Source organism: Streptomyces sp. BK239 (genome assembly GCF_004217285.1).
Taxonomy (GTDB): Bacteria; Actinomycetota; Actinomycetes; order Streptomycetales; family Streptomycetaceae; genus Streptomyces.
The window spans coordinates 233,364-258,635 of the sequence record NZ_SHKS01000008.1; the positions used below are offsets into that span (position 1 = coordinate 233,364).

The 25,272-nt window shown below is 69.5% G+C and carries 21 protein-coding genes, 1 tRNA gene and 1 pseudogene; 2 read left to right on the plus strand and 21 right to left on the minus strand.

Annotation, left to right across the window (positions count from 1 at the left end; genetic code table 11):
• Positions 1 to 33: 33 nt before the first annotated feature.
• The 16 genes from EV567_RS23950 to EV567_RS24025 form a co-directional block, all read right to left on the minus strand.
• Complete coding sequence (locus EV567_RS23950) at positions 34 to 471, minus strand: hypothetical protein (protein WP_130443474.1); 438 nt, start codon at positions 469 to 471, stop codon at positions 34 to 36.
• 299 nt (positions 472 to 770) lie between these two features.
• Complete coding sequence (locus tag EV567_RS23955; protein WP_130443476.1) at positions 771 to 2,081, minus strand: MraY family glycosyltransferase; 1,311 nt, start codon at positions 2,079 to 2,081, stop codon at positions 771 to 773.
• Between the two features lie 129 nt (positions 2,082 to 2,210).
• Positions 2,211 to 3,452 (minus strand): serine hydroxymethyltransferase, encoded by a 1,242-nt coding sequence (glyA, locus tag EV567_RS23960; protein WP_130443478.1) that lies wholly within the window; start codon positions 3,450 to 3,452, stop codon positions 2,211 to 2,213.
• 87 nt (positions 3,453 to 3,539) lie between these two features.
• Complete coding sequence (locus EV567_RS23965; protein ID WP_130443480.1) at positions 3,540 to 4,217, minus strand: protein-tyrosine-phosphatase; 678 nt, start codon at positions 4,215 to 4,217, stop codon at positions 3,540 to 3,542.
• Positions 4,214 to 4,861 (minus strand): L-threonylcarbamoyladenylate synthase, encoded by a 648-nt coding sequence (locus tag EV567_RS23970; protein WP_130443482.1) that lies wholly within the window; start codon positions 4,859 to 4,861, stop codon positions 4,214 to 4,216. Before EV567_RS23970 ends, EV567_RS23965 begins: the two co-directional genes overlap by 4 nt.
• A gap of 52 nt (positions 4,862 to 4,913) precedes the next feature.
• Entirely contained in the window at positions 4,914 to 5,753 is an 840-nt protein-coding gene (gene prmC, locus EV567_RS23975) for a peptide chain release factor N(5)-glutamine methyltransferase (protein ID WP_130443536.1), read from the minus strand.
• Positions 5,754 to 5,839: 86 nt separating this feature from the next.
• The gene (gene prfA / locus EV567_RS23980; RefSeq protein WP_130443484.1) at positions 5,840 to 6,907 is read right to left on the minus strand and encodes a peptide chain release factor 1; all 1,068 of its coding nucleotides are present in this window, start codon (positions 6,905 to 6,907) and stop codon (positions 5,840 to 5,842) included.
• A 104-nt stretch (positions 6,908 to 7,011) separates the two neighbouring features.
• Positions 7,012 to 7,233 carry a 50S ribosomal protein L31 gene (rpmE, locus tag EV567_RS23985; protein ID WP_130443486.1) on the minus strand — a complete coding sequence of 74 codons (222 nt, stop codon included), beginning with the start codon at positions 7,231 to 7,233 and terminating at the stop codon, positions 7,012 to 7,014.
• A gap of 185 nt (positions 7,234 to 7,418) precedes the next feature.
• Complete coding sequence (locus tag EV567_RS23990; RefSeq protein ID WP_130443488.1) at positions 7,419 to 8,579, minus strand: LCP family protein; 1,161 nt, start codon at positions 8,577 to 8,579, stop codon at positions 7,419 to 7,421.
• 407 nt (positions 8,580 to 8,986) lie between these two features.
• Positions 8,987 to 10,987 carry a transcription termination factor Rho gene (gene rho, locus EV567_RS23995; protein WP_130443490.1) on the minus strand — a complete coding sequence of 667 codons (2,001 nt, stop codon included), beginning with the start codon at positions 10,985 to 10,987 and terminating at the stop codon, positions 8,987 to 8,989.
• A 402-nt stretch (positions 10,988 to 11,389) separates the two neighbouring features.
• Positions 11,390 to 12,322, minus strand: coding sequence for a homoserine kinase (thrB, locus tag EV567_RS24000; RefSeq protein WP_130443492.1), 933 nt, complete (start codon positions 12,320 to 12,322; stop codon positions 11,390 to 11,392).
• A 353-nt stretch (positions 12,323 to 12,675) separates the two neighbouring features.
• Positions 12,676 to 13,734, minus strand: coding sequence for a threonine synthase (gene thrC / locus EV567_RS24005; protein ID WP_130443494.1), 1,059 nt, complete (start codon positions 13,732 to 13,734; stop codon positions 12,676 to 12,678).
• Positions 13,735 to 13,740: 6 nt separating this feature from the next.
• Positions 13,741 to 15,033: a homoserine dehydrogenase gene (locus tag EV567_RS24010; RefSeq protein ID WP_165430471.1), complete on the minus strand. Its 1,293-nt coding sequence runs from the start codon at positions 15,031 to 15,033 to the stop codon at positions 13,741 to 13,743.
• Positions 15,034 to 15,179: 146 nt separating this feature from the next.
• Positions 15,180 to 16,571 (minus strand): diaminopimelate decarboxylase, encoded by a 1,392-nt coding sequence (gene lysA / locus EV567_RS24015; protein ID WP_130443496.1) that lies wholly within the window; start codon positions 16,569 to 16,571, stop codon positions 15,180 to 15,182.
• 68 nt (positions 16,572 to 16,639) lie between these two features.
• On the minus strand, positions 16,640 to 17,677 hold the full coding sequence (gene nrtL, locus EV567_RS24020; RefSeq protein ID WP_130443498.1) for an ArgS-related anticodon-binding protein NrtL: 1,038 nt from the start codon (positions 17,675 to 17,677) through the stop codon (positions 16,640 to 16,642).
• Between the two features lie 103 nt (positions 17,678 to 17,780).
• On the minus strand, positions 17,781 to 18,281 hold the full coding sequence (locus tag EV567_RS24025) for a response regulator (RefSeq protein WP_130443540.1): 501 nt from the start codon (positions 18,279 to 18,281) through the stop codon (positions 17,781 to 17,783).
• 89 nt (positions 18,282 to 18,370) lie between these two features.
• Here EV567_RS24025 and EV567_RS24030 point away from each other — a divergent pair.
• Together EV567_RS24030 and EV567_RS24035 are read left to right on the plus strand one after the other, a co-directional pair.
• Positions 18,371 to 18,442, plus strand: a tRNA-Arg gene (locus EV567_RS24030).
• 231 nt (positions 18,443 to 18,673) lie between these two features.
• Positions 18,674 to 19,423, plus strand: coding sequence for a hypothetical protein (locus EV567_RS24035; protein ID WP_130443500.1), 750 nt, complete (start codon positions 18,674 to 18,676; stop codon positions 19,421 to 19,423).
• Positions 19,424 to 19,469: 46 nt separating this feature from the next.
• On the opposite strand, the gene EV567_RS24040 is transcribed toward EV567_RS24035, so the two are convergent.
• From EV567_RS24040 to EV567_RS24060, 5 genes and pseudogenes are all read right to left on the minus strand, one after another.
• Positions 19,470 to 20,312 (minus strand): nuclease-related domain-containing protein, encoded by an 843-nt coding sequence (locus EV567_RS24040; protein WP_242620979.1) that lies wholly within the window; start codon positions 20,310 to 20,312, stop codon positions 19,470 to 19,472.
• 120 nt (positions 20,313 to 20,432) lie between these two features.
• Complete coding sequence (locus EV567_RS24045; RefSeq protein ID WP_130443504.1) at positions 20,433 to 21,806, minus strand: tyrosine-type recombinase/integrase; 1,374 nt, start codon at positions 21,804 to 21,806, stop codon at positions 20,433 to 20,435.
• Positions 21,803 to 21,973, minus strand: coding sequence for an AlpA family transcriptional regulator (locus EV567_RS24050; protein ID WP_060900682.1), 171 nt, complete (start codon positions 21,971 to 21,973; stop codon positions 21,803 to 21,805). The genes EV567_RS24045 and EV567_RS24050 overlap by 4 nt, the downstream gene beginning before the upstream one ends.
• Positions 21,973 to 22,925: pseudogene (locus EV567_RS24055) on the minus strand (replication initiator); the annotation flags it as partial. The gene EV567_RS24050 and the pseudogene EV567_RS24055, both read right to left, overlap by 1 nt.
• Positions 22,926 to 23,350: 425 nt before the next feature.
• The gene (locus EV567_RS24060; protein WP_165430472.1) at positions 23,351 to 23,890 is read right to left on the minus strand and encodes a hypothetical protein; all 540 of its coding nucleotides are present in this window, start codon (positions 23,888 to 23,890) and stop codon (positions 23,351 to 23,353) included.
• Between the last annotated feature and the right edge of the window lie 1,382 nt (positions 23,891 to 25,272).

The window sequence follows — 25,272 nt, forward strand, 5'->3', positions numbered from 1 at the left end:
AGATCTCACGCCTCTTTATCCCGGCCCTACTCCTCACGACGAGTGCCCCGATTTTTCGGGCTTCGGGCCCGTCGTCGAATCGGGCTCGACGTAAAGGATTTTGGCGTTCATATGGGCACGCGTCTGCGCGGCGATCCAGGCGAGGGTGCCGACGACCAGCGTGATGGCGAAGACCTTGGGGTGGAACAGCGTCGTGTTCTTGAACGCGGCGACGAAGACGAACAGCAGCAGGATCTGTGCCGCGTAGAGCATCAGGCCCATCGCCTGGAACAGGTGCGGAAGCGATTTGGCGGTGCGCTGCAGGACGTAGAGACCGATACCCATGAAGAGGACGACCACGAGCGTCGCGACGACCGCACCGATCGCCCCCTTGCCGCCGGCGACGACACCGCCGACGACGGCGGCAATCGCGCCGACGGCAGCCGTGGGCACGGCAGCCTGGGCAAGGATCCGGACGTCGTTGGACGGCATGGCGGCAACTCCGCTTTCACAGGGGGCAGGGTGTCGTCATGGACGAGCGTAGTCCCGGTCCGACAGGGTGAAGACCTCACACCAATGGACCGTCGCACTACGGTCCTTCGGCTCTATCCGGGGTTCTCGTGAACCGTATCACAAACTATTTGATGAGGTCTTTACCTGGATGGTGTGCTTGCTGTCACACATGAGAATGACAGTGCGCGTCTGTGCAGAAACCGCGCCCACTTGTCTGGTATTGGGCGCTTTGCCACCCGCCCGCTTCCCCACGACTTGGCAATGCTCTCGTCAGATTCTTACCTTGCCGCACGCGAACGAGGGCCCACGGCGGTCGCCCCGTTGACCCCGGAGACCCCGACCGTCACAGGAGTTCGCGGCTCCTCCTGGTCGCCCTCGCCCGGCTCCCCCGGGCCCGCGGCCGCAGCCGCCGGCACGACCTTGCGGCGGCGGTAGCGCGGCGGCACGAACGCCTCCGCCCAGCGCGGGGCGCGCGGCGTGAACCGCGGCATCAGGAGCAGCCCGAGCCCGATCGCGCTGAGGAACACCACGCCCAGGACGATCCACATGGACGCCGAGTTGACCGAGTAGGCGAGCGCGCCGAAGGCGATCAGCGCCGACCAGAAGTACATGATCAGCACCGCGCGGCTGTGCGAGTGGCCGATCTCCAGCAGCCGGTGGTGCAGATGCCCCCGGTCCGCCGCGAACGGCGACTGGCCGCGCCAGGTACGGCGCACGATCGCCAGGATCAGGTCCGCCGCCGGGATCGCGATGATCGTCAGCGGCAGCAGCAGCGGGATGTAGACCGGCACCGTCTGGTGCACCGTCTCGCGCTCCGAACCGGAGAACAGGTTCATCACGTCCGGGTCGACCTGCCCCGTGATGGAGATCGCGCCGGCGGCCAGCACCAGCCCGATCAGCATCGACCCGGAGTCGCCCATGAAGATCCGCGCCGGGTGCATGTTGTGCGGCAGGAAGCCCAGGCACATCCCCATCAGGATCGCCGAGAAGAGCGTCGCCGGGGCGGCGGCCTCGATGCCGTACGAGTACCAGATGCGGTACGCGTACAGGAAGAACGCGGTGGCGGCGATGCACACCATGCCGGAGGCCAGGCCGTCCAGGCCGTCCACGAAGTTGACCGCGTTGATCGTGATGACGACCAGCGCCACCGTCAGCAGCGTGCCCTGCCACTGGGTGAGCGCCACGTTGCCGACGCCCGGGATGGGCAGCCACAGGATCGTCAGACCCTGCATGACCATCACACCGGCGGCGATCATCTGACCGCCCAGCTTGATCAGGGCGTCGATCTCGAACTTGTCGTCCAGGACGCCGATCAGCCAGATCAGGGCGGCCCCGGAGAGCAGCGCCCGCGGCTCGTTGGACTTGTCGAAGACCTCGTTGAGGTTCGTCAGATGGTCGGCGACCAGCAGTCCGGCGCACAGGCCGAAGAACATCGCGATCCCGCCGAGCCGCGGGGTGGGCTCCCGGTGCACGTCACGTGCCCGGATCTCCGGCATCGCTCCGGCCACGATCGCGAATTTGCGCACCGGCCCTGTCAGCAGATACGTCACCGCAGCCGTGATGCAGAGCGTCAGCAGGTATTCACGCACGGGCTTCCCCACAGGTCTCGCTGGCCATCACAGCCCCACACCCTAGCGACGGCTGCATATGGTTGGGGACTTACGGGTAGCCACGATGGTTGCATGTGTGGCTGTGTACGGGAGCGCGCCTACCCCGGTTCAGTCCCGATACGGCGGAAACGCCCCTGCGAGCTCCCTCACTTCCTCACGCGCCCTCTTCAGCTCCACCTCGTCCCTCAGCACGCCCGCCATCACCTTGGCGAGCCGCCCCATCTCCCCCTCCCCCATGCCCTGTGTGGTCAGCGCGGCCGTGCCCAGCCGCAGACCGCGGGCGTCCGCGTGCGGCAGGGCGCAGCAGTCCAGCACCAGGCCCGCCGCCGCGAGCCGGCCGCGCGCGGTGCGTCCGTCCAGGCCGAGGGGCGCGGGGTCGGCGGTGATCAGGTGCGTGTCCGTGCCGCCGGTGGTGACGGCCAGACCCTCCGCCGCCAGCCCTGCCGCGAGCACCCGCGCGTTGGCGACCACCTGACGGGCGTACACCGCGAACGCGGGTGTCGCGGCCTCGCCGAACGCGACCGCCTTCGCGGCGATCGTGTGCATCTGCGCACCGCCCTGTGTGAAAGGGAACACCGCCCGGTCGACGCGCTCGGCGAGTTCGCCGCCGCACAGCAGCATCCCGCCGCGCGGCCCGCGCAGCACCTTGTGCGTGGTGGCGCAGACGACGTCGGCGTACGGCACCGGCGAGGGCGCCGCTCCGCCGGCGACCAGGCCGATGGGATGGGCGGCGTCGGCGATGAGGTACGCGCCGGCCTCGTCGGCCACCTCCCGGAAGAAGGCGTAGTCGATGTGGCGCGGGTAGGCGATGGACCCGCACACGATCGCCTTGGGCCGGTGCGCGCGGGCCAGCGTCCGCACCTGCTCGTGGTCGATGCGCCCGGTCTCGGCGTCCACGCCGTAGGGCACGAAGTCGAACCAGCGGCCGGAGAAGTTGGCGGGCGAGCCGTGCGTGAGGTGGCCGCCGCAGGACAGGCCGAGGGCGAGGACGGTGTCCCCGGGACGCAGCAGCGCCGCGTACGCGGCCAGTACCGCCGACGACCCCGAGTGCGCCTGCACGTTGGCGTGTTCGGCGGCGAACAGCGTCTTGGCGCGCTCCACGGCGAGGCGTTCGGCGACGTCGACGATCTCGCAGCCGCCGTGGTGGCGGGCCCCCGGGTAGCCTTCGGCGTACTTGTTCGCGAGCGTCGAGCCGAGCGCGGACAGCACGGCGGGCGAGGCGAAGTTCTCGGCCGCGATCAACTGGAGCGTCGACGCCTGCCGTTCACGCTCCCCCAGCAGCACCCCGGCGAGCTCGGGGTCCTGCCGCCGCAGCGCATCGGCGGCCGCGCTGACATGGGTGAGCGACATGACGCACTCCGGACCGTCGACGATGCCGTACGTCCAATGTAGGCCGCCGGTACCGGGCCCGCCCATCACCGCCCGGCGGCAGGCCCGCTACATCCGCGCGGGCACCCCGGTGAGCGCCGTGACCACGGGGTCCAGCGCCTGGTGTATCTCGTCGCCGATCGACCGGAAGAACGGCAGCGGCGCGCCGTACGGGTCGTACACCTCGTCGGCTTCCGCCGTGGGCGCGAGCAGCCAGCCGCGCAGCGCCGCGGCCGCCCGCACCAGCGCCCGGGCCCGCATCACGACGCCCTCTTCGAGAGGAGGCAGCGTCGCCGGGTCGATCGCGTTGACCAGCCGGGTGAACTCCTTGAGCGTGAACGTGCGCAGCCCCGCCGAGTGCCCCATGGAGATGACCTGACCCCGGTGGTCACGTGTGGCCGTCAGCACCAGGTCCGCCCGGATCACATGCTCGTCGAGCAGCTCCCGGCCGGTGAACCCGGACGCGTCCGCGCCGAAGTCGGCCAGCACGGCCTCCGCGTTGGCCTCCATCGGCGCGCCCTCGTGACCCCAGGTGCCCGCGCTCTCCACGATCAGCCCGCCGCCCAGCACCCCGAGCCGCTGCGACACGAAATGCCGGGTCAGCCGCTCGGTGATCGGCGAGCGGCACACGTTGCCGGTGCTGACGTGGAGGATGCGGAAGGTGTCGCGGGGGAACCCGAACGTCGTCGTCTCCTCCGCGGCCCTGACCCCGTTGCCTATGCCACGCCCCGCGTCAGGGGCTGTCAATTCGCCACCTCGAGGTCGGGTACGACCTTGCGCAGCTCGTCCGCGGAGATCGCGCCCGCGCGCAGCAGCAGCGGCACCTCGCGGCTGACGTCGACGATCGACGAGGGCACGATGCCGGGCGTCGGGCCGCCGTCGAGGTAGACGGAGACGGAGTCGCCGAGCATCTGCTGGGCGGAGTCGCAGTTCTCCGGCGCGGGGTGTCCGGTGAGGTTCGCGGAGGAGACCGCCATCGGGCCGACCTCGGTGAGCAGTTCGATGGCGACCGGGTGCAGCGGCATGCGCACGGCGACCGTGCCGCGGGTGTCGCCGAGGTCCCACTGGAGGGACGGCTGGTGCTTGGCGACGAGCGTGAGCGCACCCGGCCAGAACGCGTCGACCAGCTCCCAGGCCAGCTCCGAGAAATCGGTGACGAGACCGTGGAGCGTGTTCGGGGAGCCGATCAGCACGGGGGTGGGCATGTTGCGGCCCCGTCCCTTGGCCTCCAGCAGGTCGGAGACCGCCTCCGAGGAGAAGGCGTCCGCGCCGATGCCGTACACCGTGTCCGTGGGCAGGACCACGAGCTCGCCACGGCGGACGGCGGACGCGGCCTCGCGCAGACCGGTCACGCGGTCGGTCGCGTCGTTGGTGTCGTATCGCCGAGCCATGTCTAGCGGGCCTCCTCGTGCACGTACTGCCGGTAGAGAGTGTGGGTGGCGCTCACGGCGTCGCCTTGCGGGCCGTGGCGAAGCGGGGGCGGTTGTTGAGGTCGGGGTGGTCGGCCGCGTCGGCCCAGCCCCGCTCCTCGGCGAAGATCCACGGCACCTGGCCGCCCTGGGTGTCGGCGTGCTCGATGACGACGACGCCGCCGGGGCGCAGGAGCCGGTGTGCGGTGCGTTCGATGCCCCGGATGAGGTCGAGTCCGTCCTCGCCGGAGAACAGGGCGAGCTCGGGGTCGTAGTCCCGGGCCTCGGGGGCGACGTACTCCCATTCGGTGAGCGGGATGTACGGCGGGTTGGAGATGACCAGGTCGACCTGGCCGTCGAGGTCGGGGAAGGCGTCGAGGGCGTTGCCCTGGCGCAGGTCGACGCGGGACCCCTCGACGTTCTTGCGGGTCCACACCAGGGCGTCCTCGGACAGCTCCACGGCGTGCACGCCGGCGCGCGGCACCTCCTGGGCGAGGGCGAGCGCGATGGCGCCGGAGCCGGTGCACAGGTCGACGATGCACGGTTCGACGACGTCCATGGCGCGCACGGCGTCTATGGCCCACCCGACGACGGACTCGGTCTCCGGGCGGGGCACGAACACCCCTGGCCCGACCTGGAGTTCCAGGTAGCGGAAGTAGGCCCGCCCGGTGATGTGCTGGAGCGGCTCGCGCTGTTCGCGCCGGGCGATGACCTCCCAGTACCGGGCGTCGAAGTCGGAGTCGTGCACGGTGTGGAGCGCGCCGCGCTTCACACCGTGCACGAACGCGGCGAGTTCCTCGGCGTCGGTGCGCGGCGAGGGCACGCCGGCGTCGGCCAGCCGCTGGGTGGCCTGAGCTACCTCAGCGAGCAGCAGACTGCGGGGGCTCGGGGGTCGCCCCCCAATGGATCGCTGCACGCTCGTCCTCCGTGTCGTCCTCGTGCGTGGGTGCCTCTTACGCGTTACGCGGCCGCGAGCTTGGCGGCGGAGTCCGCGTCGACGCAGGCCTGGATCACCGCGTCGAGCTCGCCGTCCAGGACCTGGTCCAGGTTGTAGGCCTTGAAGCCGACCCGGTGGTCGGAGATGCGGTTCTCCGGGAAGTTGTACGTGCGGATCTTCTCGGAGCGGTCGACGGTGCGGACCTGGCTGCGGCGGGCGTCCGCGGCCTCCCGTTCCGCCTCCTCCTGCGCGGCCGCCAGCAGCCTGGAGCGCAGGATGCGCATCGCCTGCTCCTTGTTCTGCAGCTGGCTCTTCTCGTTCTGGCAGGAGGCGACGACGCCGGTGGGGAGGTGCGTGATGCGCACGGCGGAGTCGGTGGTGTTGACGGACTGGCCGCCGGGCCCGGACGAGCGGTAGACGTCGATGCGAAGGTCGTTGGGGTTGATCTCCACGTCGACCTCCTCCGCCTCGGGGGTGACGAGCACGCCGGCGGCGGAGGTGTGGATGCGGCCCTGGGACTCGGTCGCGGGGACGCGCTGCACGCGGTGCACGCCGCCCTCGTACTTCAGCCGGGCCCACACGCCCTGGCCGGGCTCGGTCTGGCCGCGGGTCTTGACCGCCACCTGGACGTCCTTGTAGCCGCCGAGCTCGGACTCGGTGGAGTCGATGATCTCGGTCTTCCAGCCGACCCGTTCCGCGTAGCGCAGGTACATGCGCAGCAGGTCGCCGGCGAACAGGGCGGACTCGTCGCCGCCCGCGCCCGCCTTGATCTCCAGGATGACGTCCTTGTCGTCGCTGGGATCGCGCGGGACGAGCAGCAGGCGGAGCTTGTCCGTCAGCTCCTCGCGCTGCTTCTCCAGCTCCTTGACCTCGGCGGCGAAGTCCGGGTCGTCGGCGGCGAGTTCGCGTGCGGTGTCGATGTCGTCGCCGGTCTGCTTCCAGGAGCGGAACGTGGCGACGATCGGGGTGAGCTCGGCGTAGCGCTTGTTCAGCTTGCGCGCGTTGGCCTGGTCGGCGTGGACCGACGGGTCGGCGAGCTTCGTCTCCAGGTCGGCGTGCTCACCGACGAGTTCCTCGACGGCCTCGAACATCTCTGGCTCCTGATACTGCGAACGGAAGGAAAGGCGGGCGACCAAAAACGCCGGTCCCGGCGCACCCCGCGGGGCGCGGCCGAGGACCGGCGAAATCAGGCTCGCTACTTCTTGGAGCCGGCGGCCTTGCCGAAGCGGGCCTCGAAGCGGGCCACACGGCCACCGGTGTCGAGGATCTTCTGCTTGCCCGTGTAGAACGGGTGGCACTCGGAGCAGACGTCGGCGCGGATGCTGCCGGCCTCGATCGTGCTACGGGTGGTGAACGACGCGCCGCAGGTGCAGCTGACCTGCGTCTCGACGTACGCGGGGTGGATGTCGCGCTTCAAGGTGTCTCCTAGGTTTCGGGAGGGCGCCGGGTCGCCGCCGCGGGATGCGGATGCGTGAACCGGAGCCGACGTACCAGTCTGCCAGGACTGGTGCCATCCCCCCAAACCGGAGGGGGCGCCGTTGTATTCCCGGGCCGTCGACGGGGGCCGGGGAGGGCTCCTGGGCGACGGTTACGGGGTGGGGGTCACGGGGTGACGACGCCCGCCGCCTCGCCGCTGGCGTTGCCCTCGGTCGCCGTCCCGGGGATCGGCCGGTCGTCCTTGAGCGCCTTCCAGATCAACTGCGCCTTCTGCTTCCGCAGCAGGACCCGGTTGGGGTTCGCCGGGTCGTACTGCACGGGCGTGGTGACCATGTCCATGTTGCCCGCGCCGATGCCCTTGAGGCCCTCGGCGAAGGACATCAGGGAGTTCAGCGAGCCGAGGTCGGAGTCGGTGGTCACGGTCTTGGTGGCGGTGTCGGCGAGGTCGTACAGCCGGGTGCCGCCGGAGAAGAGGCCGATGTGCTTGACCTGCGCGACGAGCGCCTTGACGAAGGCCTGCTGGAGCTGGATGCGGCCGAGGTCGGAGCCGTCGCCCACGCCGTGCCGGGTGCGCACGAGGGCGAGGGCCTGCCTGCCGTCGAGCGTGTGCCGTCCGGCCTTGAGGTTCAGATGGCTGTCGGGGTCGTCGATGTCCTTCGTGGTGGTGATGCCGACGCCGCCGAGCTCGTCGATGAGCTTCTGGAAGCCGGAGAAGTCGACCTCCAGGTAGTGGTCCATGCGGACGCCGGTCAGCGACTCGACCGTCTTCACCGCGCAGGACGCGCCGCCCGTGCTGTACGCCGAGTTGAACATGACGTCCTTGGCGGCGTCGTGCGCGCCGCCCTTCGCGTCGGTGCACGCGGGCCGGTCGACGAGGGTGTCGCGGGGTATGGAGACCACGCTGGCCTTCTTGTGCCCCTTGTAGACGTGCACGATCATCGCCGTGTCGGAGCGGGCGCTGCCGTCGTCCTCACCGCCGCCGAGCTTGCCGTTGGAGCCGGCGCGGGTGTCGGAACCGAGGACGAGGATGTTCTCGGAGCCGTTGTCCGCCTTGTCGGGCCGGTCGGCGCCGAGGGCCTGGTCGATGTCGACGCTTTTGATGTTGCCGTTGAGCTTGAAGAACACGTATCCGGCGCCGGTGCCGCCGAGGACGGCGATGCCCGCGGCGGTCCAGGCCGCGACCACGAGGCCCTTGCGGCGGGCGCGCGGCTTGCGGCGGCGCCCCTTGCCTCTGGGGCGGGTGGCGGCCGCGTCCTGTGCGCCGGCCTCTCCCGGCGTGACGGGCTTCCCCGGTATGGCGGGATCCGGCGTGCTCTCGGCGGACATGCTCTCCTCGGTTCTCGTCCGGTTTCGGTTACCCCCTCGTCCGGCTCGGTCCCGTCGGACCCTCACCGCACCATCGTCGCTCCGCCCGGCCAGACGGCGAAACTCGGGAAAGGGTTGCACAACGCCCGACACCGCCTCATACCACCGAACCCCCCGACCCGCACCCCGAGCCCGCCTCCGCCCCCCGCTCACCTGCACGTTTCGCCGTGCCCGCCCCCCGACCGCCCCCGTGCCCCTGTGGCAAACGTCTCGGACAAGGCAAAGGGCCGCCCCCCGATTCGGGTGGCGGCCCTGAGGCGCCTACGGACAACGCCCTCGAGGGGCGCGATGAACTGCGCGACCAGCCACTACGGCGCCGCACCGAACCACGTCGGAAAGGCGCGGCCCCTCCAGCGGAGCGTGAAGCGTCAGTCCCCGTTGCCCGGCGCAGGCGTCGTCTTCTGGATCTGCAGCAGGAACTCGGCGTTCGACTTCGTCTGCTTCATCTTGTCGAGCAGCAGCTCGATCGCCTGCTGCGAGTCGAGCGCGTGCAGCACCCGGCGCAGCTTCCAGACGATGCCCAGCTCCTCGCCGCCGAGCAGGATCTCCTCCTTGCGGGTGCCGGACGCGTCGACGTCCACCGCCGGGAAGATGCGCTTGTCGGCGAGCTTCCGGTCGAGCTTGAGCTCCATGTTGCCGGTGCCCTTGAACTCCTCGAAGATCACCTCGTCCATGCGGGACCCGGTGTCCACCAGCGCGGTGGCGAGGATGGTGAGCGAGCCGCCGTCCTCGATGTTGCGGGCCGCACCGAAGAAGCGCTTCGGCGGGTACAGCGCCGTCGAGTCGACACCACCGGAGAGGATGCGGCCGGAGGCGGGCGCGGCGAGGTTGTACGCACGGCCCAGACGGGTGATCGAGTCGAGCAGCACGACGACGTCGTGACCGAGCTCGACGAGACGCTTGGCGCGCTCGATGGCGAGCTCGGCGACCGTGGTGTGGTCCTCGGCCGGGCGGTCGAAGGTCGAGGAGATGACCTCGCCCTTCACCGACCGCTGCATGTCGGTGACCTCTTCCGGACGCTCGTCGACGAGGACGACCATCAGGTGGCACTCGGGGTTGTTGTGGGTGATCGCGTTGGCGACCGCCTGCATGATCATGGTCTTGCCGGTCTTCGGCGGGGCCACGATCAGACCGCGCTGGCCCTTGCCGATGGGCGAGACGAGGTCGATGATCCGCGTGGTGAGGACGCCCGGGTCGGTCTCCAGACGGAGGCGGTCCTGCGGGTACAGCGGGGTCAGCTTGTTGAACTCCGGGCGCCCACGGCCGTGTTCGGGGGCCATGCCGTTGACGGAGTCGAGCCGCACCAGCGCGTTGAACTTCTCGCGGCGCTCGCCTTCCTTCGGCTGACGCACGGCGCCGGTGAGGTGGTCGCCCTTGCGCAGGCCGTTCTTGCGGACCTGGGCGAGGGAGACGTACACGTCGTTGGGGCCGGGCAGGTAGCCCGAGGTGCGGATGAAGGCGTAGTTGTCGAGGATGTCCAGGATGCCCGCGACGGGGATCAGGACGTCGTCGTCGGCGATCTGCGGCTCGGGGCCGCTCATCTCGTCACGGCCGCGACGGCCCCGGCGGTCGCGGTAGCGGCCGCGGCGACCGCGCCGGCCGCCCTCGAAGTCGTCGTCGTCCTGCGGGCCGTTGTCGCGCTGCTGGCGGTCCTGACGGCCGCCGCCCTGCTGCTGGCCGCCCTGCTGCTGGCCGCGGTCGCGCTGACCGCCCTGGCCCTGCTGGTCGTCGCCCTTGCCGCGGCGGTCGCGGTCACGGCCGCGCTCACGGCGGTCGCGGCGGCGGCCCTCGCCGTCGTCGCCCTTGGCGTCGCCCTGCGGCTGGCCCTGGTCGTTCTGCGCCGGGGCGGGCGTCTCGGCCTTGGCCGCGCTCTTCGCCTCGGCCGTCACGGTCTCGGGGCTGCCCGCCTCGGCGGTGGCGCGGCGGCGACGGCGCTCGGTGGGCGCGTCGGCTCCGGCCGGCTGGCCGGGGATCTCGATCTGCTGCTGGGCCACGGCCTTCTCGGCGGGGGCCTCGGCCTGGGCGGCGTCCGCCTTCTTCTCGGCGGGGGCCTCACCCGTACGGGCCTTGGAGGTGGCGCGGCGCTTGGGCTTGGTCTCGGCGGCGGCGTCGGCCTTCGCGGCCGGTGCGCCGGATCCTGCCTGCGCCTCCTTGATGACCTCGATCAGCTGGCTCTTGCGCATGCGCGCGGTGCCCCTGATGCCGAGGCCGGATGCGACCTGCTGCAGCTCGGCCAGCACCATGCCCTCGAGGCCGGTACCGCGGCGCCGCCGGGAGCCGGCACCGGTGGCAGGCGCGGAGGCGTCCGTGGCGGGCGCGGCAGCGGTCTCCTCGACACGTGCGCCCATCAGATCGGTGGTGTCGCTCACGAAGGGTCCTTCCCTGGAGCGGACGTCGGCCTGTCTGGCTCGGCGACCGGTTGTGCTGTCCGGCTTCGTGCCTTGATGTGGCGAAGCCGGGGCGGTGGTCCGCCTAAGCGGCGGAAGAGATTTCTGGTGATGGCGCTTCCTCGACGAGGCGTGACACGCGGTGTCACGCAGCCTGGTCGCACCGATTCCGGAGCGTGCCCGTCGGACCGCTCAGCGTCGCTGTACGGCGTACTGCCCAGGTACGACGTACGGAACGCAGTGCGGCTTGGGGAGCTCCCGGAAGAATGTCTGTCCCGGACGGGGACACGAAGCACCTCGCCATGGTGGGGTCGGGTGCAGACTTGAGGTTAACACTACCGGATCCAACAAACATTCCCCCTCTCGAAATCCGGCAACCGCGCGTTACTGGAGGTCGCCGGTGGCAGCGAGCGGCAGAACGCTCGCTCCCTGCAGGTCGAGGCTCAGCCTGTTCGCCGCCCATTCCCGGCCGGCCAGGGCCTCGACCTTGCCGGCCGTCGCCACGTCGGCCAGCGCCATCACGGTGGGTCCGGCGCCTGAGATCACGGCGGGGATCCCGTCGGCGCGCAGCCGCTCCACCAGCGCGGCGCTCTCCGGCATCGCCGGCGCGCGGTACTCCTGGTGGAGGCGGTCCTCGGTGGCGGGCAGCAGCAGCTCGGGGCGCCTGGTCAGCGCCTCGACGAGCAGGGCGGCGCGTCCCGCGTTGGCGGCGGCGTCGACATGCGGCACGGAGCGCGGGAGCAGCCCGCGCGCGGTCTCGGTCAACACCGGTTTGCCGGGCACGAAAACCACCGGAACGATGGAATCGTCGGGCTCCATCCTGATGGCGCGGGCGGCGCCGGCCTCCATCCAGGAGAGCGTGAACCCGCCGAGCAGACAGGCGGCGACGTTGTCGGGGTGGCCCTCGATCTCGGTGGCGAGCTCGAGGAGGGCGGTGTCGTCGAGCTTGTTCTCGCCGCCTATGGTCACCGCCCGGGCGGCGACGATGCCGGCGCAGATGGCGGCGGAGGAGGAGCCGAGGCCCCGGCCGTGCGGGATGCGGTTGGCGCAGACGATCTCCAGGCCGCGCGGCTGGCCGCCCAGGATGTCGAAGGCGGTGCGCAGGGAGCGGACGAGGAGGTGCCGCTCGTCGCGCGGCAGGGTCTCGCTGCCCTCACCCGCGATGTCGATGTGCAGCCCTGAGTCGGCCACCCGGACCACGACGTCGTCGTAGAGCCCCAGCGCGAGGCCCAGGGCGTCGAAGCCCGGACCGATGTTGGCGCTGGTGGCGGGGACGCGCACCCGGACGGCGGCGGCGCGGAACGCTGGACCGGCCATCGCTCGTTGACTCTCCTTGAGCTGCGTGATGGTCGAATGACATTCGATGACGATTCGATGACGTACGAAGACCCTCGGGCCGACGGCACGGCGCGGCGCCGTTGCCGGCCGCACGACGCGATATGCGAAGGCATATGCGGTAGGCGGGTTCGGTACAGCCTATCGAAGGAAGGTTCTGCGGCGACATAGGGCGCACAGGAGGCGCACGATGCGTGTCGCAAGCCCCTCGTGCACCCCCGACGGGGGTAACCCCCTGCGGCCCGCCGCGATCGGCTGGGAGTGCCTCCCGCGACGCCGGTCCGCGGCCGGGCCGGCGGGCGTCGGCGCCCGCCGGCCGGGAGGCGGAACGCCGGTCAGGCCAGGCCGAGGCGGGCGGCCGCCACCACGGCGTCGACCGGGACGGCGGCCGGCTGCGGGGCGCCGGCCACGGCCCAGTCGGGGTCCTTCAGGCCGTTGCCGGTGACGGTGCACACGATCCGCTGCCCCGGGTCGACCTTGCCCTGCTCGGCCGCCTTGAGCAGACCGGCCACGGACGCGGCCGACGCGGGCTCCACGAAGACGCCCTCCTGCGCGGCCAACAGCCGGTAGGCGCGCAGGATCTCACGGTCCGTCACCTCGTCGATGAGACCGCCGGACTCGTCCCGCGCCGCCAGCGCGAACTTCCAGGAGGCGGGGTTGCCGATCCGGATCGCGGTCGCGACGGTCGCCGGGTCCTTGACGATCTCGCCGCGCACGATCGGCGCGCTGCCCGACGCCTGGAACCCCCACATCCGGGGCTTCTTTCCGGCCACGCCGTCGGCGGCGTACTCCTGGTATCCCTTCCAGTACGCGGTGATGTTGCCCGCGTTGCCGACCGGCAGGACGTGGATGTCGGGGGCGTCGCCCAGCATGTCGACGATCTCGAACGCGGCCGTCTTCTGACCTTCGATACGCACCGGGTTGACCGAATTGACCAGCGCCACCGGGTAGTTGTCGCTCAGCGCGCGGGCCAGCGTGAGGCAGTCGTCGAAGTTGCCGTCGACCTGGAGGATCTTGGCGCCGTGGACGAGGGCCTGGCCCATCTTGCCGAGCGCGATCTTGCCCTGCGGCACGAGAACGGCCGAAACCATGCCGGCGCGCACGGCGTACGCCGCGGCGGAGGCGGACGTGTTGCCCGTGGAGGCGCAGATGACCGCCTGTGCGCCCTCCTCCTTGGCCCGGGTGATGGCCATGGTCATGCCGCGGTCCTTGAAGGACCCGGTGGGGTTGGCGCCCTCCACCTTGAGGTGGACCTCGCAGCCGGTGCGCTCGGAGAGCACCTGCGCGGGCACGAGCGGCGTGCCGCCCTCGCGGAGCGTCACGGCGACCGTGCTGTCGGACACCGGCAGCCGGTCCCGGTACTCCTCGATGATTCCGCGCCACTGGTGGGTCATTGCTGGTTACTCTCCTTCAACCCGCATGATGCTGGCGACACCCCGCACGGTGTCGAGCTTGCGCAGCGCCTCGACGGTCCCGGTGAGGGAGGCGTCGGAGGCCCGGTGGGTGACGACGACGAGGGAGGCCTCACCGTCCTTACCCTGCTGACGAACCGTATCGATCGATACGCCGTGTTCCGCGAACACGGTCGCCACCTGGGCGAGAACACCCGGTTTGTCCGCGACGTCGAGGCTGATGTGGTAGCGGGTGACCACGTCCCCCATCGGCGACACGGGCAGGGCGGCGTACGCCGACTCGCCGGGCCCCGTCGCCCCGCTGAGCCGGTTGCGGCAGACGGCGACGAGGTCGCCGAGCACGGCGGAGGCGGTGGGCGAACCGCCCGCGCCGGGGCCGTAGAACATGAGCTGGCCGGCCGCGTCGGACTCCACGAACACGGCGTTGTACGCGCCGCGCACGGAGGCGAGCGGGTGGCTCAGCGGAATCATGGCGGGGTGCACGCGCGCCGTGACGGAACCCCCGTCGGCGGCCCGCTCGCAGATGGCGAGCAGCTTGATGGTGCAGCCCATCTCCTTGGCGGAGGCGAAGTCGGCCGCGGTGACCTCGGCCATGCCCTCGCGGTAGACGTCGTCGAAACGCACCCGCGTGTGGAAGGCGATGCCGGCGAGGATGGCGGCCTTGGCGGCGGCGTCGAAGCCCTCGACGTCGGCGGTCGGGTCGGCCTCGGCGTACCCGAGCGCGGTCGCCTCGTCGAGGGCCTCCTGGTAGCCCGCCCCGGTGGTGTCCATCTTGTCGAGGATGAAGTTGGTCGTGCCGTTGACGATCCCCATCACCCGGTTGATCTTGTCGCCGGCGAGGGACTCGCGCAGCGGGCGGATCAGCGGGATGGCGCCGGCGACGGCGGCCTCGTAGTAGAGGTCACGGCCGTGTTCCTCGGCGGCCGCGTGCAGGGCGGCGCCGTCCTGGGCGAGGAGCGCCTTGTTCGCGGAGACGACGGAGGCGCCGTGCTCGAAGGCGGTGGTGATGAGGGTGCGGGCGGGCTCGATGCCCCCGATGACCTCGATGACGACGTCGATGTCCCCGCGTTTGACGAGGGCGGTGGCGTCGGTGGTGACAAGGGCCGGGTCGATGCCCTCGCGCACCCGGGACGGCCGCCGCACGGCGACGCCCGCGAGCTCCACCGGGGCGCCGATCCGGGCCGTGAGGTCGTCGGCGTGCGTCGTCATGATGCGCGCCACCTCTGAGCCGACCACTCCACAGCCCAGCAGCGCCACCTTCAGCGGACGCGTACGCATCATCCGACCTCGTTTCCTCATACCGTCTTCGGTTGGACCAGTCTCACCCACCGAACCGGACTTTCTGGCCAGGGTCCGGATCGTGAGACGTTTATTTCATTTTCTCGGCGGTGGCGGACAGGAGATCTTCCACCCGGCGCAAACGCCTCTCACCCGACGTCGAGCCGCAGGAGATCCTCCTCGGTCTCCCGCCGCACGATGAGCCGGGCCTGGCCGTCCGCGACGGCGACCACCGGCGGCCGGGGCACGTGGTTGTAGTTGCTGGCCATCGACCGGCAGTACGCGCCCGTGGCCGGCACGGCGATCAGGTCACCCGGTGCCAGGTCCGCCGGGAGGAAGGCGTCCTTCACGACGATGTCACCGCTCTCGCAGTGCTTGCCCACCACGCGCGCCAGCATCGGCGCGGCGTCGGACGTGCGCGACACCAGGGCGACGCTGTACTCCGCGTCGTACAGCGCCGTACGGATGTTGTCGGACATGCCCCCGTCGACGGAGACGTAGGTGCGCAGCCCGTCGAGCGGCTTGACGGTGCCGACCTCGTAGAGCGTGAACGCGGTGGGCCCGACGACGGCACGCCCCGGCTCGACGGAGATGCGCGGCGTGCGCAGCTTGGCGGCCTCACACTCACGGGTGACGATCTCGGTCAGCGCCTTGGCGATCTCGTGCGGCTCGCGGGGGTCGTCGTCACTCGTGTACGCGATCCCGAGGCCGCCCCCGAGGTCGATCTCGGGCAGTTCGACCCCGTGCTCGTCCCGGACGTCCTTCAGCAGCCCGACCACCCGGTGCGCGGCGACCTCGAACCCCGACATGTCGAAGATCTGCGAGCCGATGTGGCTGTGGATGCCGATGAGCTCGATCCCGTCGAGCTGGAGGGCCCGCCGTACCGCCTCGGCGGCCTGGCCGCCCGCGAGCGGGATGCCGAACTTCTGGTCCTCGTGCGCGGTGGCGATGAACTCGTGGGTGTGGGCCTCGACGCCGACGGTGATCCGGATCTGCACGCGCTGCCGCTTGCCGAGCGACTGCGCGATGTGCGCGACCCGCACGATCTCCTGGAACGAGTCGAGCACGATCCGCCCGACCCCCTCGCGCACGGCCCTCTCGATCTCCGCGACGGACTTGTTGTTGCCGTGGAAGGCGATGCGCTCGGCGGGCATGCCGGCGGACAGCGCGGTGGCGAGCTCGCCGCCCGAGCAGACGTCGAGGTTGAGCCCTTCCTCGTGCAGCCACCGCACGACCGCACGCGACAGGAACGCCTTGCCGGCGTAGAAGACGTCGGCGTCGGTCCCGAAGGCGCTGCGCCATGCGCGGGCGCGGGCCCGGAAGTCGGCCTCGTCGAGGATGTAGGCGGGGGTGCCGTGCTGCTCGGCGAGCGTCTTCACGTCGACCCCGCCGACGGTGACGACGCCCTGGGCGTCCCGGCTGACGGTCTGGGCCCACACCTTCGGGTCGAGGGCGTTGAGGTCGGCGGGCGGGGCGGAGTAGTGGCCCTCGGGATAGACGTCGGCGTGACGGGGCCCGGCGGGGTGTGCGGAACGGCTCATCTTGGGGGTGCTCTTTCGGGGCGAGTCGCGGTGTGAACGTTGACCGGGGCTGGTCGGGGTTCTGTGGCTCAGAGGTGATCGGGAGCGTCGATGCCGAGGAGGGTGAGGCCGCCGGCGAGCACCGTCCCGACGGCTTCGGCGAGCGCGAGCCGGGCGCGGTGGGCGGCCGTGGGTTTCTCGTCCCCGCGGGGGAGGACGGTGGCGAAGAAGGGGAGCGCGGTGTCGGCGAGGTCGAGGAGATACCTGGTGAGGCGGGAAGGCGCGCCGATGCCGTCCGGGTGCGGAAGGGAGGCGGCGGTGCCGAGGACGCGGGGGTAGTCCGCGAGGAGGGTGAGGAGGGGGTGGGCGCCGGGGGTGTCGGCGGGGTGGGGGGCTTGGCCGTCGGCGGGGTGGGGGGTGCAGGGGTCGACGGCGAAGCCGAGGGCGCGGGCGTTGCGCCGGAGGGCGCGGGCGCGGGCGTGGGCGTACCGGACGCGGAAGAGGGGGTTCGCCTCGCGCTGGACGAGGTGGTCGGCGGTGATGCGGGGCCGGTCGTGCGGGGCGGGGTGCAGCAGGGCCCAGCAGGCGGCGTCGAGTCCGAGGGGGGCGGGGTCCTCCGGCGAGGGCACGGGCCGCAGGTTCACGGGCTCCCGGTGCAGTACGTCGACGCGGCCGCCCTGGGCCGCGACGATCCGCCCGAGGACGTCGGCGAGAACCTCGGCACGGACCTCGTACGGCACGCGCAGCTCGAAGACCCGCCCGGCGAGGGCGTCGGTGTGCCCGTACCGCAGCCCCTCGTCCAGGACACGCCGCACCAGTTCCCCGAGGCCGGCGGAGACGGCGGCGGGATCGAGGCTGATGTTGAGGAACCCGGGCCCGGTGATCTCGACGTCGACGACGCCGACGGCGTCGGACAGGTAGCCCTGGAGCACTTCGGCGACGCGGAGGGGAGGCTGCCCGGCGGGGCGGGCGAGCTGGAGGGCGACGTTGGTCGCGTAGTCCCCGCATCCCCCCGGCCCGGGCGGCGCGACGACGACCCGCGAGGGGACGTCCACGCTGAGCTCACCGGCGTCCACGGCACGACGCACCGCGTGCACGACGGTGCGGGAGAGCTCGACGGGGGTCACGGCACAAGCGTAGGGGAGGAGGGGGGTGGGGAGGCGAGCGGCCGGGGCCGGGGGTCCGGGATATGGACGGCACCGCACATGGGTCGCCGCCGGCAGGGCCCGCTCAGGCGGACCGCTCGTGTTTGTGAGGACGAGGCACACGCTCTAACCCGCCGAATCCGGCACCGGCGTCTCTCTCCCCTCTCCCCTCGATCAACTTCCTTACGACGTCGACCAGTTCAGCGGGCTCGAAGGGCTTGCCGAGGAAGGCGTCGACGCCGACGTCGAGACCGGCCTCGACCTCGTAGGGCGTGCAGGCGCTGATGATGGCGAGGGGAAGGTCGCGGGTGAGCGGATCGGCACGGAGCCGGGCGGCGGTGCGGAGCCCGTCAAGCCGGGGCATGACGACATCGAGGGTCACGAGGTCGGGCCGCACCTGATGAACGACTTCCAGACACTCGGCACCGTCGGACGCGGTCACGACCTCGAGGCCCTCCAGCTCGAGATTGACCCTGATCAGCTGCCGGATGACCTTGTTGTCATCGACAACAAGCACCCGGCCCGACGCGCCTGACACAACTCGAGAGTAGGTCGGCACCGGCCACCGCGTCCGGGTTTTCCCCACTTCCACCCCACGCCCCCGAAACCCGTTCCTGATCACCCCGACCGAGCTGGTAGTGTTCTACCCGTCGCCGCGAGCAACGCGACGAACACGCCCCCGTAGCTCAGGGGATAGAGCAACGGCCTCCGGAGCCGTGTGCGCAGGTTCGAATCCTGCCGGGGGCACCTTGCAGAAGGTGCCCAAAGACCCCGCCACCAGCGCTTACGCTGAGGACGGGGTCTTCGCGTATGTGCAGGCGTGTGCGGCCCGGAGCGGGCGTATGTCGGGGTCCGTGGACGAGGCGTGGACGGGATCTTGAGGCATTCCTGCAGGTCGCCGAACGCTTTCCGACGACAGGGCGACTGGCACGCCCCCGGTCGTGAAGTCTGCGGCACCCGACTGCTTAGATCGCCGACATGACGGACTGGTCGCAGCTCAAGCACGCCTACGGCACGGCAGAAGACGTCCCCGGTCTGCTCGACAGGGCGAGCCAAGCCCCGAACGACTCAGACTGGACCGAGCTCTGGTCCCGCCTGTGCCATCAGGGCACCGTCTACTCTGCAAGCCATGCCGCCTTGCCGGCCCTACGAGACATGGCGCGCCAGTGGTCGCCTGCGGACAGGCAGCAACCACTCTTGCTGGCCGGCGCCATCGCGGCCAGCACCGACCAGCCATACGGCGAGCAGGATCCCCACGTGGCCTACGCCTCGGAGATGTCCGACCTGCTGCAACTGACTGAGGAAGCTCTCCGGGATCCGAGCCTGAGCGATGACCCCGGAACTTACGTCTACTTGCTCGCCGCACTCCTCGGATTCGAGGATGTCCCGGTTTGGGGCGAACAACTCGACGGCCTGAACGACGACGAATACGAAGTGCCCTGCCCCGCGTGCAGCGCCGAGAACTTCATAGCCTTCGGTGAGTACGGCTTCTTCTCGACCACGGACAGCATGTACATGATTGAGACGGCGGCAAAGAAGATCCCTCTTCAGCCTGCAGACTCCTCAGCACTAGAGGGGCTTGCCCAAAGACTGCACAGTCGCGCGCTCGCCGACAATCAGGCCGATGTCGCGGGCAAGTTGACTTATCTCTTCGGCAAAGCGCAATGCGCCGAGTGCGACGCTGTCTTCAGCGTCGCGGATGCCGTTGCAACCCGCTGGGACGGGTGAACCGCTTCCGGAAGGGATGACTGACCCCTCGCTGAGACGGACTGCCTCAGGCCTGGCTCCAAGCCTGTCGATGGCGAGCGACGCTGTACACCTGCTCGACCTGCTCGGCCGTCAGCACCCCCGAGAGCGGTGCCAGTGCCGCCACCTGACGCTCCTGGTATACGCGCACGCTGAGCTGTGTGGCGACCACCTTTAGATCGGTCACACCGACGAAGACGAGCACAGGCTCCACCGGTACGGGAAAGCCGCAATAGTGCTCAAGCACTCGAGCTACCCGCTTCGCTTCCGCTCGGCTCTTGCGTGCGTAGGGTTCCGGCTTTCCGCGGTTGACCTTCACGGAATCGTCTCCGACCCATACGGACTTTTTGTGGTGGTGCTTGGTGTTGATGCTGAACACACCGCCGGGCCCGACCAGCAAGTGATCGACGTCCACCTTGTCGGCCAGGGGGATGGAATGCAGGACCCGCCAGCCGTGACGTGCCAAACGGTTCAGCTCGGCTCCCACCTTCCTCTCCCCCTCCAACCCCTTCCGCCAGGACTCCCACCCGGTAGGGCGCCGCAAGAGCTGTGAGACGACCCGCTCAATCAGGCCTACGCCGGATTTGTCGAGCAGGTCTCGTAGAGACTCACCGGGACGGTTGGTGGACAGGTCGTCGGCCAGCGTCATGGGCGGCAGTATCGGGCGGGCTTCAGGCTCGGGTGCTCTCTGTGGCATGACCGACTGAGAGTTACTCCGTAAGTGATGTGTCAGCACGGCGATCACGTTGTCGCGATACTCGGCGACCAGGACCGTGATGTCCCCCGTCCTGACGTCCGCCCAGCCGACCGCGGTGCCATCTGGCAGGTTGGCGTACAGGCGATCCTGTCCGTACCGCTTCCAGCGCGTCACCCTCAGCTCCACGAGCCTCCCCCTCGTCCGCTCTCGGTTCGAAGCATCGCAGCAGGTAGCGCTCAAAACGAGAGAGGCCCCGGACAAGATGCCTGGGGCCTCGGTGGGGTGCAGGGTGTCTCACTCGTACTCGCGCAGAAGGTCCTCGATACGCCGGTTGGCGACGTCCTGCCGTCCGTCGAGGCACTTCGCGTAGCGGGTCAGCAACACCTCGACGCTGTTGCCGGCGCGCTCGGCGACCTCGGTCGGGTCGACACCGGCATTGAGCCAGGTCGACAGCGCCGAGTGTCGAAGGTCGTATGGCCGACTCGCGAGCGGCGAGGAGGCGGAGGCCGGCGGGAGCGCGAGGAGCCGGGCCTCCTGCCACACGCGGTAGTAGGTCGAGGACGGGACGACCGAACCTTTCTCGCTGAAGAACAGGCGCCCGTCGCCCGCTGTGCCAAAGGTGGCCAGGTGCTCGCGGAATACGGCGACGAGGTGAGGCGGAATAGGTACCCGGCGGACGTCCTCGGTCGGCCGGTTCTTCAGCCCGCGGTCGTCGTGGGTCTCCCCCGAGTCGGTCCACTGCTTGCCGACCGACGGGCGTGTTCGGTGGAGCAGCGCCGAGCCCCAGCCCTGTTCCGGGAGGATCAGGTCCGTCTCGGCGAGGCCGACCGCTTCAGCCGGCCGGAGACCACCGAAGTACATCGCGGCGAACAGACCCACGAGGCGACGGCCGCGGGCACGCCGGTATCCGCCCACGTAGGAGACAGCCGCCAGGAGGTTGCGAGCCTGCTCCGGGTTGGCGACTACGCGCGGGTCCACCTGATTGGACACTTTCGGTTTCTGCCAGCGAACCGCCGTGATGGGGTTCTCGCGCAGCTCCCCCAGGTCGACCGCGTAGTTCGCGGCATTGACGAGCGTCCGACGCTTGCGCCGCACGGTCTCTGCCGCTGCCGCCGTGCCGTCGAGCTTGAGCTTCAGCGAGTCGAGGACCGCGCGGGCCGTGGCGGGTTCAGCAAGATCGGCGAGCGGCCGAGAGGCCTTGGACACCCAGTGGAGAACGTTGCGTACGTCGTCCGGGACTTCCCGATCGGCGGGCCCCGGCAAGACGAAGGCCCAGTTGCGCAGCGCTTTGCGGATCACCTCATCGGACGGCCGTCCGGCAAGCTCGTCGAGGAGCTCCAGCGTCACGCTGGTGAGGGATTCATTGATGCCGTCCCTCGTATTGGGGGCGGCATGGGGCCATTTCATGGCGAGGTATCTGAGGGCGAAGGCGTACCAGGACACGGCCGACTTCTTCTCTTCCATCGAGGCCGGGAGCCCCGACTCGGTGTCGAACTCTTCACCGTCGCGCATCGCTCGCATGAGCTTCGTGCGGAAGTGGTCGGCGAGCGCCTTTGTGCGAAATGACTCCGAGAGCACGTTGCCGGCAACGGACCAGCGGACACCGTACGAGGGCGTCTTCGTGTCCCGCTTGCGAACCGCCCAGACCTTCACATCAAGGGACTTCACGCCGCCGCCTCCAGCTGTCGCAGCCACGTGGTGAAGTCGCTCCGCCATACCCGGAGCTCTCCGTTGGGCAGCTTGAACGCGGCCGGCCCGTATCCCAGCTCCCGCCAGCGGTAGAAGGTTCGGCGAGAGACACCGCCCAGCTCATCCAGGACTTGGCGAACAGTCATCAGCTCGTCGTGACGGGAGTCCACGTCGGTTCTCCTTCCGTTCCGAGTGCGGGTTCGAGGGATGAAGCGAGCCAGGCTTCGGCACGGCTCAGGCCAGTACCGGCGAAGACCCAGTGCGAGAGGACGAGAGTCGTTTCCGTCGGCTCTGTCTCGACCACCGCGGTGACCTGTGCGCGTCGCCAGTCAGCGCGAGCGGTGCGCAGTGCGCCGAGGGTGGTGGAGTAGCGGCGGGATTTGGTGGAGAAGTGGCCGCGGAAGCCGAGCATGTGCGCCCAGGCGCGTAAGTGGAGCTCGGCGAGCTCAGGGCGTGCGCCGAGGGTCCAGGCGACGCGGATCATGCGTCGGGCGTGTTCGGTTATGCGTGCCTGGGCGAGCTCGGCGAGGAACTTCAGCGGGCGGTCGAGGTGCCGGTCGCCGTCTCGGCGCCCTTGGTCGCGTACTTCGCGATGTACGAGGCGACAGCGCGTTCGGTGAGGTCCTGGCCGTCGTCGAAGTCGGCGGATCGGATCGTGCGGACGTCGAGTTGGCGGCCGAAGGCGAAGGTATGCGCGCGTCCGTCGACGGTCGGGCCGTCCACGCGGGCGGCGGTGGCCGCGGCCTGGATGGCGTCCGTCAGGAGCTCCGCCGTCGCCCAGGCGGGCGGTGCCGTGTCGCCGCCTTCCGGGCCGTCGATGCGGATGACCGCGTGGAAGTGCACGGCACCGCGCTTCTGATACTCGGCGACCTTGGCGAAGGAGATCCGGGCGTGGTCGCGGAAGGTGCGTTGAGTGAGGCCGGCGCGCTTGGCGACCTCCCGGCGGAGGTAGATCGAGAAGCGCCGCCACAGGGCCCCGGCGTGCGCGTTCCACAGGACGGCCGCTTCGTAGTCGTAGCGGTCCGGGTCGAGCGGGGTGCCGAGGACGGCGTCGTCCTGGTCGTGGTGGGTGCCGCAGCGGCAAGGGCGGCCGTCGGTGGGCGCTTCGCGCAAGATTCTCGGTGATGGAGAATTTCGCAAACGGGGCATGGTGGTCGAGGATGCCTGTCAGTGAGCGAATAGCCGCCACCGGTATCCCGATTGCCCCAACGGCCGCCTTCGCTGCGATAGTGACCGCAGCTAAGGATCTATGGGGCAAGTGAATAGCTTCTTGTCTTTGCAGTAGCCGAAGACCCGTGCCACCGGCCTCTAATGCTGCATTATCGACCACGCACAGCGGCGACAGCCGACCGCTACGTGAGGCACCGATACTCCGGATGGATCGCAGTTTCGCCAGACCGAGATCAAAACCCTAAAGCGGGCGTCGGAGTGTCGGTGTCTATTGGCGACAGAGAAGAGCCTGCCCGGATGCTGGCCGAACGGGGCAGCCCTCTCACGTAGGCCCGCAAACCTGAACTAATGAGTCACCCAGGAAGCAGGTCGCAGGCACCAGTCCGGTCGATAGCTTGGATGAATTCGGTTCCGTACGTCTCCCTGGCTCCCTTAACCATTTCACAGAGACGGGGATCCTGAAAGTGGGCGACCAAGTACTCACTCCAAGCCAGCCAATCATCACACGTGCGTGCAGCTTCATTGTCTGCTCTCAAGACAAAATGCCCATCGTCGGGTACACATTCTTCTCCAATCAAGTCCGGAAGAATTGCGTAAGCGTAATCTGCAAAAAGCAGATCCCATGAGAGGGCAGTCTCCACCCGCTCCCGCATTACGGGATCAGCGATACTCTTCAGCGGAGTCGTATTCTTACCCCAGATGTAAGGGGCGAGTTCAGAGTTGTCCTTGTCCGCCAGGAATTCGCGTCGTTGCAACAGGTGCTGATATAGGCCGTCCAGGCGCTGCCCTGCACTTTGCTTCTCAGCCTCGACGGCCTGCTGCCGGGCAGCCTCTGTTTGCCAGGACAGAAACAGGAGCGTTAGGAGCGCTGCAACACAGAGGGCGATCTCCACTACGAAGCGCCACACCTCGAATCTCGTGAGGGGTGCTCCAGGCGTTGCAGGTGTCGGTGTGGGGCTTGGTACTGGTGCGGGAGTTGGTGTTGGTGACGGAGTTGGTGCGGGACTGGGCACTGGTACTGGTTCAGGTTCCGGGTTCGGCGCCTGCCCCTGGCTCGGAACTGACATATCCCCCCTCAGGATGTATCGGCGCCCACCTTAGAGGCGTGGAACGGTCACAGAAAGAGCCCCGTCATCAATGAAAGACATCCTTCAATTGATGGCCTAATCAGCTACGAAAAGTCGCATCGTGAGCGATGTGGGAACTGGGAGTCCTGCTCGGCGCCGGAGCAGGTAGGGGTAAATCGAACTCCTGATGCGGTGCTCACGCACGAGTGCCCTTCTGAACTGTCTCAGGCCGTGGAAGGGCGCTCAAGATGACCAGGTTCGACAACTACCGACAGCTCAGCAGCAGGTACGGGGGCTGAGCGATAAGGCGGCCGCCGGTGGTCGGTTGTGGCTGAGCTGAGCCATCGTCTCCTCAGCGGGGGCGTGCCGCTGAACGCTGCGTGGATGGCATGGACGGCCGACGGTAGCCACGCCCTGCGGACACGCGTGGCATCGGCGGGAGCTCGCCCGCCGGCAGTCACGCCTACTGGGCCCGCTCATGGGATATCGCTCGAACCCAGGGCCAGACGCTGCGAAGCGCCCGATACTGGGTGCAGCTGAGGGGAGGGGCTTTAGTGATGTTGAGACGGTGGGCACAGCGGCGTCACGACAAAGCTCAGGCGGAGTACTGGCAGAGCATTGAGCCCGTGCTTGAGTCTGGAGAACGGAAGATCGCCAGTGCGCCCGCGCGGAATTTGTGGGACGGCCCTCAGGATGGCGTCCTGTTCCTCACGGACCGAACCATCTACTGGGGTGCATGGCTGGGACAGGGGAGGCGGACCAGGCCCATGTTCGCGCAGGATCTTCGAGAGTGTCGGAGCGCACGCATCGGCGAACAAGGCACGTTGGACGTAGTAGTGGGTGGTGAGCACGTAGGGTCGTTCGCTTCCTTCGCGCCAGCCCCCGGTGCCCAGTGGAGCTTCACCGAGTTCTGCAAGAGCTTCGGCCAGGCCATGGCGAACAGCAAGGAGCTGCCACCGGCCACGGAGACCCCCTCTAGCGACTTGGCAGGCTAGGTGGCCACGGTGGACGAGGCCCGGCAGGAACGCCAGGTCCCGCCTCGAAGTCCGGGCCGTCCCTGGGCCATGCGAGGCTGCCCGACGCCGACCAACAACGACAGAAGCCCACGACATCTGAGCTTGTTCCGCTTTGACGGACACCATCGGTGTGTGGTGGTCAGGCTGCGAGTGTGGTCTCGTATTCGGCGGGACTGCGGTAGCCGAGGCTGC

Bases quoted from the DNA above. Each gene is read 5' to 3' on its own strand.
- EV567_RS23950 (WP_130443474.1), bottom strand. From the start codon at position 471: ATGCCGTCCAACGACGTCCGGATCCTTGCCCAGGCTGCCGTGCCCACG.
- glyA (WP_130443478.1), bottom strand. From the start codon at position 3,452: ATGTCGCTCACCCATGTCAGCGCGGCCGCCGATGCGCTGCGGCGGCAG.
- EV567_RS23970 (WP_130443482.1), bottom strand. From the start codon at position 4,861: ATGGCTCGGCGATACGACACCAACGACGCGACCGACCGCGTGACCGGT.
- prfA (WP_130443484.1), bottom strand. From the start codon at position 6,907: ATGTTCGAGGCCGTCGAGGAACTCGTCGGTGAGCACGCCGACCTGGAG.
- EV567_RS23990 (WP_130443488.1), bottom strand. From the start codon at position 8,579: ATGTCCGCCGAGAGCACGCCGGATCCCGCCATACCGGGGAAGCCCGTC.
- thrB (WP_130443492.1), bottom strand. From the start codon at position 12,322: ATGGCCGGTCCAGCGTTCCGCGCCGCCGCCGTCCGGGTGCGCGTCCCC.
- thrC (WP_130443494.1), bottom strand. From the start codon at position 13,734: ATGACCCACCAGTGGCGCGGAATCATCGAGGAGTACCGGGACCGGCTG.
- EV567_RS24010 (WP_165430471.1), bottom strand. From the start codon at position 15,033: ATGATGCGTACGCGTCCGCTGAAGGTGGCGCTGCTGGGCTGTGGAGTG.
- lysA (WP_130443496.1), bottom strand. From the start codon at position 16,571: ATGAGCCGTTCCGCACACCCCGCCGGGCCCCGTCACGCCGACGTCTAT.
- EV567_RS24035 (WP_130443500.1), top strand. From the start codon at position 18,674: ATGACGGACTGGTCGCAGCTCAAGCACGCCTACGGCACGGCAGAAGAC.
- EV567_RS24050 (WP_060900682.1), bottom strand. From the start codon at position 21,973: ATGACTGTTCGCCAAGTCCTGGATGAGCTGGGCGGTGTCTCTCGCCGA.